Below are 13,435 nucleotides of genomic sequence, written 5' to 3'. Positions count from 1 at the left end.
AACCGATTAGCGGTGCGGCATTCTGGCTTCGAACGCTTTGCCACTAAAGCGGGCATATTGCCCTGTAAGGCGCCAGAAGGCAGGCTGAGTCTCGGTGCAGATTTCAGCGGCCAGTACCAGACGGCGCTGCACATCTTCAGTCAGGTCAAGCTGTGTCCAGGGAATAAAATACCGTTGGCTGTCAGTCAACAACAACCACATTGGAGAACCAGAGCCGGGGCAAAAATAGCGTTTACCCTGTAAGGACGAGGTGAAACATGAGGGCGAGGCTGACTGCCTGAGTAATGCTGGCGCACTGGCCGCTTCAATGTACATGGCAATCCCGCCTGACCATTTTTGACACAACGTGCAATGACAGGCATGCACGTTCAGTTCATCGATCTCGACGGCGAACTGACACTCACCACAAAGGCAACGCCCGGTAAATGTTGTCAAAACCATCCTTGTACCCCAGAGCGGTAAATATGCGGGTGATAAAAAAGCCAGCTCTGAGAGCTGGCTTAACACGAGCGCGTCGGAATTAGAATTGATAAACCAGGCCGACGGCCAGAATATTGTCAGTTGAAATGCCCGCTGCCTGAGTGAAGTCAGTTTCATCCAGCAGGTTGATTTTATAATCGATGATGGCTGACATATTTTTGTTGAAGTAATAGGCCGCACCTAAATCAACATATTTCACTAAATCCCGGTCGCCAAAGCCTTCAAGATCTTTCCCTTTTGATTGCAGATACGCGATGCTGGGGCGCAGACCAAAGTCGAACTGATACTGCGCAACGACTTCGAAATTCTGTGCTTTGTTGGCGAAACCTGGGTTGCCATTACCAACGCGTGTGGCATTGTAGGTTTGGGTATATTGTGCCGCCAGATAAACGGCATTGGCATCGTATTTCAGCGCGGCTGAATACGTTTCGGCATTATCACCCTCACCCAATGCCAGACCGTTCTGGTCCAGTGTGCGTTTGGAATGAGAATAGGCCACACCGGCATTTATGCCCAGAGGAGAGGCATAGGTCACTGCTGCACCGTAGCCGTCGCCGTTTTGCTTCGCAGCATTACGGTTATTATTCGTCACACTGTTGCCTTCACCATCAGCACCGCCGTTTCTGCCTTGATACTGTAAGGCAAAGTTAAGTCCGGATACCAGGCCAAAGAAGTCGGTATTACGGTAGGTCGCCAGGCCATTGGCACGCTGTTGCATAAAATTATCGGAGCCATAGGTGTCGCCGCCAAACTCCGGCAACACGTCGGTCCAGGAGGTAACATCGTAAACCACGCCGTAGTTACGGCCGTAGTTAAACGAACCATAGTCACCGTATTTGAGCCCCGCGAAGCCTAAGCGCGTCCATGACTGGCTCTCAGATTTTTCATCGCGGTTCGCCTGCATGTTGTATTCCCACTGACCAAACCCGGTCAGTTGGTCGGTGATCTGCGTTTCCCCTTTTACACCGAGGCGAGCATATGAATTATCACCACGCTCACCTTTATCACTGGTGAAATAGTGCAATCCCTGCATTTTACCGTAGAGATCTAATTTATTACCGTCTTTGTTATAGATTTCTGCAGCATTTGTTACACCTGCTGCTAACAATGTAGTTACTGCCACTGCAACTAATTTAAGTTTCATGAGAGAAATCCTGTAGTTTTATTTTATATTAACCAGAACCACTGATGGATGAGGCGCGCTTAAATGGCTCACTACTTTTAAATGACAATGCGGTATGAATTCAATGATAAGTTTCCTGCTATTTCGATTTATTTGTGTTTGTATGATCTGCGTCTAAATAGAAGGTCTGATGTGTTTTTTGTTTGTCTTGATATTATTGTTTTTATATTGTCGTTGTTGCTATTTTTTTAATATTCCGTTGTTTTTTATGGGTTCTTTGTTTTGTTCTTATTATGCCTTTTTTGTTAATTGTTTTTTCTGGCATTCTCTGGTTTTTATAACTTCATTAATAAAAGAATAAAGATGAGGGAAGTGTTTTTACGTAATTAAAGGTTTTGCATTTATTGACACTGAAGGTGAGATCTTACCCTGAGAGACGGATTAATAATGTACAGCGTTTATTTGCGCTTTGTTAAAATAGTGTTTAATAAGAACGAGGTGTTTAAAAAAGTGGATATGTTTATCACAAGTATTTGTTAACCGTGTTTATCTTCCCGGATCTACGTCCTCAGCAAAACTGTTGAGTTTCTCAACATCCATTCACCGTTAACTGCCTCACATCTTCACTTTCAGAATGAAATGGTTAATCAATCTCTCTTTTCTTTTTGAAAAGCTCCCGTTTTTTATGCGTGATAATCATCACTCTTATGCGACCACATGTCTGGGACATTGAGGCTATGAAATATCATAAAATCAAATGATTATATTTTTTGATTGTTATTCTTTCGGTGTTGGCACGCACGCTGCAATACATTCTGCGTATTCAACACAGGAGAAGTTTACATGGCATATAAAATTTTGCTCCCTCAGGAAATAATGGCAGAAGGGCGCGCTTATTTAGAAAGTCGGGGTTATGAGCTGATTACCGGTTCAGGTATGGAAGAAGACGACATTATTCGTGATATTCCTGACTGCGACGGCATTATTGTGCGGCTATCAAAAATGTCTGACCGCGTTTTTGAGGCAGCAAAGAAACTGAAAGTCGTCGCCCGGCACGGCGCGGGCTACGACACTGTTGACCTTGAGTCGGCCAAACGTCATGGCGTTGTTGTTCTGAACGCGCCCGTTGCTAACAGCATGTCCGTAGCAGAACTGGCTATTTTCTACATGTTGCACTGCTCGCGTAACTTCAGGCTGGTTGAAGAGAAGATGCTGGAGGATTACTACTGGGCTAAATTGCGCACGCCAAAGGTCGAACTGGACGGTAAAACGCTTGGTTTAGTGGGCGTCGGTAATATTGGCTCGCGCGTCGCGCTCAAAGCGCTGCACGGTTTCAACATGAAAGTCATTGCTTACGATCCCTATAAAACCCAGGCGGAAATGCCAGAAGGCGTGGAGCGTACCGAGGACTTTGACCGCATTTTTCAGGAAAGTGACTTTGTCTCTCTGCATTGTCCAACCACCTCGGAAACCCAGGATTTCGTCGGCGAAAAGCAATTTGCCATGATGAAGCCCACTGCATATTTCATTAATACCGCTCGCGGCAAGCTTGTGGATGAAAAAGCGCTGTATCACGCGCTCGCTAACCATCTTATCGCCGGTGCCGGCCTGGACGTCTTAAAGAAAGAACCCTTCGACCCGAACGATCCTGTTTTCTCACTCAGTAATGTCGTGATTGGTCCGCATATTGGTGCCGCCACAAAAGAAGCCACTGACAGAGCTTCACTGCATACCGCAATCGGTATTGATGAGGTTTTGTCTGGTAAAAAACCCACCTGGCCCGTTCCTGGCTTTGGAGAATAAGATGACTATTGGCAATCGTATTTATTTAAAACGTCCTGAAGGCAACCCTGAATTACTCAAAGCGTACGCGCAACTGCCCGCTGCGAATATTGCGGACACCATGAATCGTATTGCCGTACTGGGCAACGGTATTCAGCGTATTTCTTCACCACAAAAACCGGTCATGGCGGGTTATGCCATTACCGTTAAAGCCCGGGCTGGCGACAACCTGATGCTTCACGCAGCACTGGATATGGCCACGGAAAACGACGTCATCGTGGTATCCAACGAAGGCGACCGTTCTCGGGCGTTGATGGGCGAAATCATGGTGGCTTACGCCCATTACTGCAAGAAAATCGCCGGTATCGTTCTGGATGGGCCCATCCGCGATATTGATGCCTTATCGGTACTGGACTTTCCTCTGTTTGCCACGGGGTCAAACCCGGCTGGCCCGTTTAAAGAAGGCCCCGGCGAGGTCAATACGCCGATTGCCGTTGGCGGGGTTGCGGTATCGCCCGGCGATCTCATTGTCGGTGATGCGGATGGCGTGATTGTTGTTCCCTTGGGTGATGCGGAAGCCTTGCTTGAAAAAGCAAAAGCCTATTCAAAATTTGACGCGAGCAAAGTCGAGGCGGCCAAAAACGGAACCGCCAACCGTGCCTGGGTCAGAAAAACACTGGACGAGAAGCGCGTTGAGTTCATTGACGACGTATTTCGTTAGTCTGCCTGGCTAACATCGATTAGCTCAAGCCACGGAAGCCATGCTTCCGTGGTGATAAAGCAAAGGTAATAAAATATGTTCTATTTAAAACTTTTCCCGATCGTATTCTTTCCGGTTTTATTTTGGATAATACCGAATCCTGAAGAGATTTCCGCCACGACCTGGCATATGGTCGGCATTTATCTGGCGATGCTGTGCGGACTGGTATTTCGGCCTTTCACTGATGCGATTATTATGCTGATCATTTTGGGCATCGCATCGATCTTCATCGATCCGCATATTCTTTTCGCGGGTTACGGCACCTCAATGGTCTGGTTTATCATCAGTGCCTTTATTATTTGTAAGGCATTTGTCATTACCGGGCTCGGTAAGCGTATCGCTTACGTTCTGTTAAAACGCTACGGTAAAAATACGCTGACGCTGGGTTATCTGATGATGGTAACGGATACGGTGCTGGCCCCGGCAACCGGATCGAATATGTCGCGTTCTGGCGGTATCGTTTATCCCATTTTCAGAAATATAGCTGAGGCACTGGGATCGAAACCAGACGAGGGTAGCCGCCGGATCGGCGCCTATCTCACTATCCTGATGTATGTGGTGTCGATGGGGACGTCGAGCCTGTTTTTAACCGGTATGGCAACCAACGCCATTACTGTTTCACTGGCTAACGAAATCATGAAGGTTAATCTGGACTGGATGACCTGGTTTAAGGCTGCCATCATTCCTGCCGGATTTATCCTGCTGCTGTGTCCTTGGCTCCTTTACAAAGTCTATGCGCCAGAACTGAAAAAGATCGATAACGTTAATGAGATTGCTGAGCAGGGGCTGCGTGAACTGGGGCCGGTCAAACGTGAAGAGAAGCTGCTGATCGTCTTCTTCATCATGGGCGTTTTGGGATGGATGACGGGATCAATTACCGGTATTCCTTTTATCCCGGTCGGATTTGCCTTTCTCGCCTGTCTGTTGTTATTTAAAGTCCTTAGTTGGGAACATGTCGTCAGCGAGAAAGCGGCCTGGCAGACATTTGTCTGGTACGGTGCGTTTTACGGATGCGCCGTTGCGCTGTCAAAAGGGGGATTCTATGTCTTTCTGGTCGGCGTCATTAAAAACTACCTTGACCTGTCTCATCTCAGCGAATTTAGCGCAATCGGCGTGCTGATCTTTATCAGTCTTGCTGTGCGTTACTTCTTTGTGTCCAACAGCGCATTTGTTGTCTCCTTCTATCCCGTGCTGTTCACCCTCGGTATGACCACCCAGGCAGAACCGATGTATGTTGCCTTGTCTCTGGCATTCTCGGCGGGTTACGGCGCACTTCTGACGCACTACGGTAACGGCGCTGGCGTATTTACCTTCTCCAGTGGCTACGTGCCGCAAAAAACCTTCTGGCTGTTGGGCACCATGATGGTGCTGATTAACGTCATCGTTTATTTCCTGATTGGTCTTCCTTACTGGAAATTGATAGGTATTTAACCGGAGGATAAAGATGAAACTGGATTTGCTTATCAGAAATGGCCTGACGGTGGACAGTGACAAACAAGATTACCTCAGGCGGGATATTGGCATCATCGGCAACCGTATTGTTGACCTTGAAAACGTTGACAGCACCGAGGCGGAAACGGTGATTGATGCAGCGGGTTGCCTTGTTCTCCCCGGATTGATCGACTTTCATGCGCATGTTTTCCACGGCGGGACGGCGATAGGCGTTAACCCGGATGTGGTTTGTTTACCCAACGGCGTAACCAGCGTTGTCGATGCCGGCAGTAGTGGCTGGGTAAACTATAAGTTGTTCCGTAACAGCGTGATTAATACGGCTACCGTGAAGATAAAAAGTTATCTTAATGTGGTCAATGTTGGCTTGTCTACGCTGGGTGGCGGGCCAACGGGATACCTGGAAAACACCAATCCGGCCAACTATAACCTGCCACGCATCAGGCAGGTATTAAGCGAAAATAAAGAGAATATTCTTGGGCTGAAACTGCGTTACAGCCAGGATATTGCCAAAGGCAAGTCGTACAGCAGCGATCCGTTTTTAACCACGGTTGCGCTGGCGCGTGAGCTGGAGACGTCACTCTGTGTGCATGTCACCGATTCCTTTCTGCCGGCGAATGAGCTCATTCAGCATTTCAACGCGGATGATATCTATGCGCATTGTTTCCACGGGACAGGCCATACCATTCTCAACGGTCGGGGCGAGGTGTACCCGTCTGTTCTGGCGGCACAGCAAAGAGGCGTAGTCTTTGACTGTTCAAATGGTGTGGCGCATTTCGATTTTAACGTTGCCCGCAACGCGATGGATCAGGGGTTCTACCCGGATATCATTAGCACCGACTTAACGCAGCGCAACAGTCTGCGTACAGATAAGGTCTACAGTCTGCTACATGTCATGTCTAAATATCTCAATATGGGCATGTCTTTGTTTGAGGTTATCAGGGCGGTCACGAGCACGCCGGCACGACTCATGAAAATGCAAGGGCAGATAGGTACGCTGGAGCCGAAGGCATTTGCCGATATTTCGGTGGTAAAACTGCGCAATGAAAAAATTGTTTTCGAAGATACTCAGGGAGCCAGACTGCAAGGCGAACGCTATATCGATAACTGCGTCACGATCAGTAATGGTCAGATCTGCTATCGGCGCCTGCACGGCTAATTTTTAACTACCTCGCCTCTCAAGCCTTGTGACCTGAATATAACAAGGCTTTTTTTACTCAAGCTGGAATGACGCCTGTCAATATCTCATTCATCGTTATCCTTATACTCGATGAAATAGCGAGCGACAAAAGCGAATCTTCAATGAAGTCTAATGAAATCGTCATTTTCTCCGTTTCAAAAACCATCACCCAACGCATTTTAAATGTTCTTATTGAAAAGCAGCTTGAACTGCCAGTGTACGAAACGGGCTATTCAGAAGTATTAGATAAAGCGAATGAAATGATTCGGTCTGGAACGAAAATCATTATTAGTCGTGGCGGGACTGCCGTGCTTCTTCGCAGCAATGTGACCATTCCGGTGATCGAGATAGCGCATGATTTTCATGGCATTTATCGTATTCTTAAGCAGGCGAAAAATAAATCGCAAAAAATTGCTGCGGTAGGTTTTCCCCAATTTTGTAACGCGCTCAAGCATTACCAAAACATGACCAATGAAAATTTAAAAATCTGTCAGGTCTATAATCACTATGACATCGAAAGTGTTGTGAAAAATCTTGCAGAAAATAACTACAAAGTCGTTATAGGCGGTCTGACGGTTGCAGAGATGGCGAAGAAATATGACCTCAATGTTGTGATGGGGGACACGGATAATAATTCAATTGAGCAAGCCATCAACGAGGCCTTCAGTTTGCTGAAATATATCAATCAGGAAAGTCTGAAGTTGGATATGAGCTATTCCGCGATGAATCAGTCTCGTGAAGGCATTATGTGCATTGACCAAATGGGGGAGGTGGTGAGCATTAACAACAGAGGGAAAACCCTTTTTCAGTGTCATGCTGGCGATAAAATTTACCGCAAAGACGCTTTCAAAGAGGTTTATCGCTCAATTATCGATGAGTCAGACGTAAAGGAAATGATCGTAGAACTCGACGGTGATTTTATCTGTACCTCAATAAAGCATTACACCAAGCGCCAGGATGGCTATTCCATCGTTACCGGGTTTATTCAGGGGAAGAGCCAGTGGCGAAACAGTGCAGACAAAAAGATAAAACAGCAAGGCTTTTACACTCGCTACGCTTTTGATGACATTATTGGTCATTCAGCCAGCATTAACATCGCGATTGATAAAGCCAAGCTGTGCGCGCGTCATGACGCCCCCATTCATATTTTGGGTGATACCGGCACTGGCAAAGAACTCTTTGCGCAGAGTATTCATCATCACAGCATCCGAAAACATGGCCCCTTTATCGCAATCAACTGTGCTGCCATTCCTGAAAACCTCCTGGAAAGCGAGCTGTTTGGCTATGCTGAGGGGGCATTTACTCATGCGCGGAAAGGTGGCAAGCCCGGCGTGTTCGAAATGGCGATGAAGGGAACGGTTTTTATTGATGAGATCAGCGAAGCGCCGCTCAATGTGCAGGTTAAATTACTGCGTGTCCTGCAGGAAAAGCAGTTTGTCCGTCTGGGGGGAGAGGCGCTCATTGCGGCAGACTTTCGGCTGATTACCGCCAGCAATAAAGATCTGCATGTTTTGGTTCAGTCGGGCGTTTTTCGCCAGGATCTTTACTACCGAATCAATATCCTGGAACTCAGGCTACCTGCACTGGCTGAGCGCGAAGGGGATATTGAATTACTGGCGCGGCATTTACTGCATCAGCAGGGAAAAGAGATCGCGTTTACTCCGGATGCGCTGGATGTCTTAAGGCGGCACAGCTGGCCGGGTAACATCCGCGAATTACAGTCGGTTATCTACAGGCTGGCCGTGTTTCACGATCGCGATGTTGTAGACAAAGACGAACTGCTCAGGGCCGTGCGGGTTGCCGATGATTTTGGCTCTGCCAGCCAGCAATCCCTGCTTTGCGAGCCTGCGGAGAGCGAAACCCATTTGCTTAAAAAGCAGGAAAAACACCTCATCACGCGTATCATCACCCAAACTCAAGGGGATAAGGTCAGGGCGGCAGCCATCCTTGGCATAAGCCCGACCACCCTGTGGCGTAAGTTGAAAGAGTACGATCTTAACAGCTAACCGCGGCTGGCGAAGCGGCTTTGATGTGGTCAATAAATGCCCTTAACGCCGATGACATATAGTGGCGATTAGGATAGTAAAACTGCAGGCTGGGCTGCTCTGGTAACCACGCTTCCAGTACCGGAACCAGACGGCCAGCTGCCAGTTCATCTTTTACCTGTTCGTGATAGAGGTAGCCCAGTCCGGCACCGCACAGCACGGCATCACGTTGAGCGTCCATATCGTCCAGCAGGATATTACCGGCCGGAAGTATCTCAAGCCTGCCTTCCGGGCCGCTGAATTCCCATTGATAAATGCGACCGCTGCCGTGACGGAACATCACGCACTGATGATTCATGATGTCACGCGGGTGCTCAGGCGGTGCATGGCGGGCGAAATAGTCCGGGGTTGCCACCACAACCAACCTGATTTTGGGCCCAACGGGAAGCGCGATCATATCTTTTTCAAGCCTGCTGCTGAGGCGAATACCCGCGTCAAATCCCTCTTTCACGATATCGACCAGCCGGTCTTCCGTTGTGATTTCCACACGGATATCCGGATAAAGCCGACTGAATGTTGCCACCAGTGGGATTAACACCATGCGCGAGGCAAGACGCGATGAGTTAATTTTTAGCGAGCCCATGGGCGTCTGACGAAAACAGTTAGCCTCATCAAGTATCACATTGATTTCATCAAAGGCCGGGCGCAAACGCTCATACAGATTTGCTCCGGCTTCTGTCAGGGCAACGCTACGCGTTGTGCGATTGAACAGCCGGATTTTCAGCCGCTGCTCAAGTTGCTTTATTGCGTGGCTAACCGCCGAGGGCGACAGGCCAAGCTCGTCACCGGCCGCGCGAAAACTTTTGTGCCGTGAAACCGCGATAAAGGTCGCAAAGTCATAGACGTTCAGTTTCATTGGTGAAAATCTCTCATCAACCCATCTCAAATCATACGTTTCACACACTAATGTGGCGAGCGTAATGTGAATGCCTCAACACAAGATGAGGTGAAAGATGAAATCAACAAACCTGTATATCGTCTGGTCACATCCCCGTGCCGATTCACTCACCGCACAGATGGTGGAAAGCCTGCGCCACCGGGCGGAGCAGCGGGGCGCACATGTTAAGATGCTGGATCTCTACCGCAGTGGCTTTGATCCGGCGATGCGGGAAGAGGACGAACCCGAGTGGGAAAATCCGGCTAAGCGCTACTCACCGGAGGTGCATCGTCTGTTCAGTGAGCTTGACGATCGTGATGCGATCATTTTTGTCTTTCCACTGTGGTGGTACAGCTATCCCGCCATGCTCAAAGGCTATCTGGAACGCGTGTGGAACTACGGTCTGGCCTACGGTGAAAACAGCGCGTTAAAAAATAAAAAAGTACGCTGGCTGGCACTGGTCGGCGGTTCTCAGCAAACCTTTATTAAATATGGCTGGGAGAAAAACATCACGGATTACACAATGGGCGTGGCGGGTTACCTGGAGAACGCTGACGTGGAGGTTCATTTCCTCTATAACACCTTGGGTGTTGAGGAGACGATTGATGACAGCCACTCGCATTATGAGCAACTGTTTGCACAGGCGCAGGCGGTCGTAGACAGCACCATTGAATAAAGCATGGCAGGGCGATCGCTGCCCTGCAAAACGGCGTACATGACAGCCTGGCCTGTATCGGGCGTCGACAGGAGATGACCAAAATGAAAATAGCCATAGCGGGCCTGTTACTGATATCCGGCTCTGCCATTAGCGCGGTGGGCAGTTGCGATGTCATTGGAGGTGGGGCGCAGTATCAGGATCGTCTTACGCCGGATAACGTCGCCCACTATGTTACTGTCCGCACTTTCGATGCGTTGAAACAGGCTGTCGACAGCAATCATCCCTTCATCTATGTTCCGGGTGATGTCACCATCACGGTGCCGAATCAGCCACAGGCATTGCGCATTAAAGCCGGGCAGACGCTTTTTAGCAATCGTGGTGAAAAAGGCAGTCGGGGCGCTTTATTACAAACGCCATGGCTCAATGACGGACTTAATCAATATCCTGTGTATGTTGTTGAGGCTAAAGCAAGGATAACCGGGCTGCGTATTGAAGGCCCCTCTGGACAACCGGACACGCCGAATAAAACGATTGGCATCCAGTTTTTACCCGGCACCGATCATATTGATATCGACAACAATGAGATTTATCACTGGCCGTGGGCCGGGATTAGCGTAAAAACGTCCGTCGACAATAAAATTCATCACAACGTTATCCACGATAATATCCGTACCCAACTGGGCTACGGTGTGGTGGTACAAAATGGCCATGCCCAGGCCGATATCTACTGCAATACCTTTAACGCTAATCGTCATGCTATTGCCGGAAAAGGCGATGACGGTGAGGGCTATCACGCTTATAACAACCTTGTGCTCAATGGCGGAGCACGGGGCGCTTACCATCAGTTTGATATGCACAAGGGCGCGCAGGGCCACGGCGGGAAAAACATCATCATAAACAATAATCTGTTTGATTATGGCCGCTACGGGACGTCAAACCGAGGCAGTGTTTATATTCGAGGTGTACCGACCGACGGGCCGGTTAGCGTTAACGACAATCTGTTTACCCAGCCCTGGACAGTAGGCTTGCAAACCGCAGTAGGTGGTGTGCCTGGCTCAATCCCGCCGGTTGAGGAGATTAAACGCCACAATCGTTTCAGTGTGGCGGCACATTACAGCAAAGATGCGGCCGGATTTTGTGTTGTCTCCGTGGCAGAGCACAGGATGCCGGTGAACTGTGAGTCGGTTGCTTCTGTGCTTGAGAAATAAGCAATGGCGAGACAGCACAGAAAACCGGTCATCGGTTGCTGCGGGCCACCTTGTGATGTGCCAGATGGAAACGTACTGAACGACTGAACCTCACCACCGGGGTTCAGGTTCCTCCCCATGATACCCTGCGGAGGAACCTGTCCAGGATCAGTCATAACAGGTTTTGGGGGCACCGCGCACGGCCATTCATTGTGCTTCCGCCTCGGACGTTTCCGGCACAACGGCGGGTTTTTTTTTGCCTAATAAGGCCAGCGCGTGTTGCTCTCCCCACTGCTTTAACAGCCCAAGCAAGGGCGCAAGCGAAGCGCCTTCTTCGGTCATGCTGTACTCCACCTTCGGCGGAACTTCAGCATACACTTCGCGATGAATTAACCCGACGTTTTCCAGTTCCCGAAGTTGCCGCGTGAGTACCCGCGGCGTGATATCACCCAGCCGTCTTCTTAGCGCATTAAACCGCAGCGTTTCGTTTTGCAGGTGGTAAAGAATCATCCCTTTACCCTTGCCGCCAATCAGTTCCAGCGTGGCTTCAACCGGGCAGGCCACCGCATCGTAATTTTCATATCTTGGGGTTTTTACAGTATCCAAAATGTACCTATATCACCTAAATGACCGTATTTAATAAAATGCACATAGGGTCTATGTTTAGCAACTGCTGATTAAGACATCCCTCTTTTAACGGAGAAAATCATGAAAGCACTTGCCCTTAAAGCACCAGGCGGACTCAACAATATCCGTGTGTCGGACATCGCCGATCCGGGCCAGCCGGGCAAAGGTGAGATTCGGGTCGCTATCAAAGCCGGCTCCCTGAATTTTCACGATCTGATTGTCGCTACCGGGCAGTTTCCAACCGAAGACGGCCGCATCCTGCTGTCTGATGGCGCAGGCGTGGTAGAAGCCGTCGGCGAAGGCGTTAAGGATTTCCGCGTGGGCGACAGCGTGGTTTCGACGTTCTTTCCCGTCTGGCTGTCCGGCAAACCTTCCGCAGAAGTGGGAGGCTTTGCCCATACGCCGGGCGACGGCATTGATGGCATGGCCAGCGAATACGTGGTGCGTTCTGAGAATGCCTTTACCCATGCCCCGAAAGGCTGGACGCACTGTGAGTCGGCCACGATCACCACGTCTGGCCTGACAGCCTGGCGCGCCCTGATCACTGAAGGCAAACTGCAGGCCAACAACACGGTGCTGGTGCAGGGCACGGGCGGCGTGTCCATGGCTGCCCTGCAGATTGCTAAAGCGATGGGCGCGAAAGTGATCGCCACATCCTCATCAGATGAAAAGCTTAAGCACGTTAAAGCGCTGGGGGCCGATGAAACCATCAACTACCGCACCACTCCGAACTGGGGCGATAGCGTCCTCGCACTGACCAACGGCGTGGGCGTGGATCATGTTGTTGAGGTGGGCGGCCCGGCGACGCTGGGCGAGTCACTGAAAGCGGTCAAAATCGGTGGGCACATCACCCAAATCGGTATCATTTCCGGCGATGAAGCAACGCTGTCCATTCTGTCTGTTCTGGCGAAGCAGGTCACCATTAAAGGCGTGATCGTTGCCAGTCGTCAGGACCAGATTGACTACGTGAAGGCGCTGGAAAGCATGAACCAGAAGCCGGTTATTGACCGGACGTTTAAATATGACGATATTGCCGAGGCCTTCGCCTGGCAGCAGAGCGGCTCGCATCTGGGCAAAATCTGTGTTGAGTGGTGACAGATAGATAAAGTGGGCATGTAAGCCTTGTCATAAGAGGCGAAAACCTGCTTGTCGTCGGTCAAAAAAGGGTGCATACGCTGTGCACCCTTTTCAACAAAACCCCCTGCACAGCAAGGGTAAGTGAGTGGTGTTATCATCCAACGGCTCGAACCTTGTCTGACTTGCAGGC

The 13,435-nt window shown here is 49.6% G+C and carries 12 protein-coding genes; 8 read left to right on the top strand and 4 right to left on the bottom strand.

Translation table 11 applies throughout. The features are described 5' to 3' along the window. Window positions 1–6: 6 nt before the first annotated feature. Complete coding sequence (locus NYE92_RS09170) at window positions 7–435, bottom strand: GFA family protein (RefSeq protein WP_259019495.1); 429 nt, start codon at window positions 433–435, stop codon at window positions 7–9. A gap of 85 nt (window positions 436–520) precedes the next feature. Then, window positions 521–1,624 carry a porin OmpC gene (ompC, locus tag NYE92_RS09165; RefSeq protein WP_014605218.1) on the bottom strand — a complete coding sequence of 368 codons (1,104 nt, stop codon included), beginning with the start codon at window positions 1,622–1,624 and terminating at the stop codon, window positions 521–523. Window positions 1,625–2,446: 822 nt separating this feature from the next. Between ompC and NYE92_RS09160 the strand changes: the two genes are divergently transcribed. From NYE92_RS09160 to NYE92_RS09140, 5 genes are all read left to right on the top strand, one after another. Continuing rightward, complete coding sequence (locus NYE92_RS09160; protein ID WP_014594384.1) at window positions 2,447–3,406, top strand: hydroxyacid dehydrogenase; 960 nt, start codon at window positions 2,447–2,449, stop codon at window positions 3,404–3,406. A gap of 1 nt (window position 3,407) precedes the next feature. Further along, complete coding sequence (locus tag NYE92_RS09155) at window positions 3,408–4,106, top strand: RraA family protein (protein WP_029570528.1); 699 nt, start codon at window positions 3,408–3,410, stop codon at window positions 4,104–4,106. Between the two features lie 75 nt (window positions 4,107–4,181). Continuing rightward, a complete protein-coding gene (locus tag NYE92_RS09150; protein ID WP_014605220.1) occupies window positions 4,182–5,576 on the top strand; it encodes a DASS family sodium-coupled anion symporter in 1,395 nt (464 codons plus the stop codon). A gap of 13 nt (window positions 5,577–5,589) precedes the next feature. Then, window positions 5,590–6,753: a metallo-dependent hydrolase gene (locus tag NYE92_RS09145; protein ID WP_019106125.1), complete on the top strand. Its 1,164-nt coding sequence runs from the start codon at window positions 5,590–5,592 to the stop codon at window positions 6,751–6,753. Between the two features lie 143 nt (window positions 6,754–6,896). Further along, on the top strand, window positions 6,897–8,780 hold the full coding sequence (locus NYE92_RS09140) for a sigma-54-dependent Fis family transcriptional regulator (RefSeq protein ID WP_259018882.1): 1,884 nt from the start codon (window positions 6,897–6,899) through the stop codon (window positions 8,778–8,780). Here NYE92_RS09140 and NYE92_RS09135 read toward each other — a convergent pair. After that, window positions 8,770–9,675, bottom strand: coding sequence for a LysR family transcriptional regulator (locus NYE92_RS09135; protein WP_022623555.1), 906 nt, complete (start codon window positions 9,673–9,675; stop codon window positions 8,770–8,772). The genes NYE92_RS09140 and NYE92_RS09135 overlap by 11 nt on opposite strands. Window positions 9,676–9,772: 97 nt before the next feature. Between NYE92_RS09135 and NYE92_RS09130 the strand changes: the two genes are divergently transcribed. Both NYE92_RS09130 and NYE92_RS09125 read left to right on the top strand, forming a co-directional pair. Next, complete coding sequence (locus NYE92_RS09130; protein ID WP_259018881.1) at window positions 9,773–10,372, top strand: NAD(P)H oxidoreductase; 600 nt, start codon at window positions 9,773–9,775, stop codon at window positions 10,370–10,372. 83 nt (window positions 10,373–10,455) lie between these two features. Beyond that, complete coding sequence (locus NYE92_RS09125; protein ID WP_235193319.1) at window positions 10,456–11,562, top strand: right-handed parallel beta-helix repeat-containing protein; 1,107 nt, start codon at window positions 10,456–10,458, stop codon at window positions 11,560–11,562. Window positions 11,563–11,748: 186 nt separating this feature from the next. Here NYE92_RS09125 and NYE92_RS09120 read toward each other — a convergent pair whose 3' ends face one another. Next, on the bottom strand, window positions 11,749–12,147 hold the full coding sequence (locus NYE92_RS09120; protein WP_014594376.1) for a helix-turn-helix domain-containing protein: 399 nt from the start codon (window positions 12,145–12,147) through the stop codon (window positions 11,749–11,751). A 102-nt stretch (window positions 12,148–12,249) separates the two neighbouring features. Here NYE92_RS09120 and NYE92_RS09115 point away from each other — a divergent pair, with 102 nt between their 5' ends. Next, entirely contained in the window at window positions 12,250–13,263 is a 1,014-nt protein-coding gene (locus NYE92_RS09115; RefSeq protein WP_259018880.1) for an NAD(P)-dependent alcohol dehydrogenase, read from the top strand. Window positions 13,264–13,435 lie beyond the last annotated feature (172 nt).

This window comes from Pantoea sp. B566, from assembly GCF_024793925.1.
Lineage (GTDB): Bacteria > Pseudomonadota > Gammaproteobacteria > Enterobacterales > Enterobacteriaceae > Pantoea > Pantoea ananatis.
Note: the sequence above shows the minus strand (reverse complement) of the source record. Positions and strands in the feature narration are given on the sequence as shown.

Bases quoted from the DNA above. Each gene is read 5' to 3' on its own strand.
- NYE92_RS09125 (WP_235193319.1), top strand. From the start codon at position 10,456: ATGAAAATAGCCATAGCGGGCCTGTTACTGATATCCGGCTCTGCCATT.
- NYE92_RS09140 (WP_259018882.1), top strand. From the start codon at position 6,897: ATGAAGTCTAATGAAATCGTCATTTTCTCCGTTTCAAAAACCATCACC.
- ompC (WP_014605218.1), bottom strand. From the start codon at position 1,624: ATGAAACTTAAATTAGTTGCAGTGGCAGTAACTACATTGTTAGCAGCA.
- NYE92_RS09145 (WP_019106125.1), top strand. From the start codon at position 5,590: ATGAAACTGGATTTGCTTATCAGAAATGGCCTGACGGTGGACAGTGAC.
- NYE92_RS09135 (WP_022623555.1), bottom strand. From the start codon at position 9,675: ATGAAACTGAACGTCTATGACTTTGCGACCTTTATCGCGGTTTCACGG.
- NYE92_RS09155 (WP_029570528.1), top strand. From the start codon at position 3,408: ATGACTATTGGCAATCGTATTTATTTAAAACGTCCTGAAGGCAACCCT.
- NYE92_RS09130 (WP_259018881.1), top strand. From the start codon at position 9,773: ATGAAATCAACAAACCTGTATATCGTCTGGTCACATCCCCGTGCCGAT.
- NYE92_RS09150 (WP_014605220.1), top strand. From the start codon at position 4,182: ATGTTCTATTTAAAACTTTTCCCGATCGTATTCTTTCCGGTTTTATTT.
- NYE92_RS09160 (WP_014594384.1), top strand. From the start codon at position 2,447: ATGGCATATAAAATTTTGCTCCCTCAGGAAATAATGGCAGAAGGGCGC.
- NYE92_RS09115 (WP_259018880.1), top strand. From the start codon at position 12,250: ATGAAAGCACTTGCCCTTAAAGCACCAGGCGGACTCAACAATATCCGT.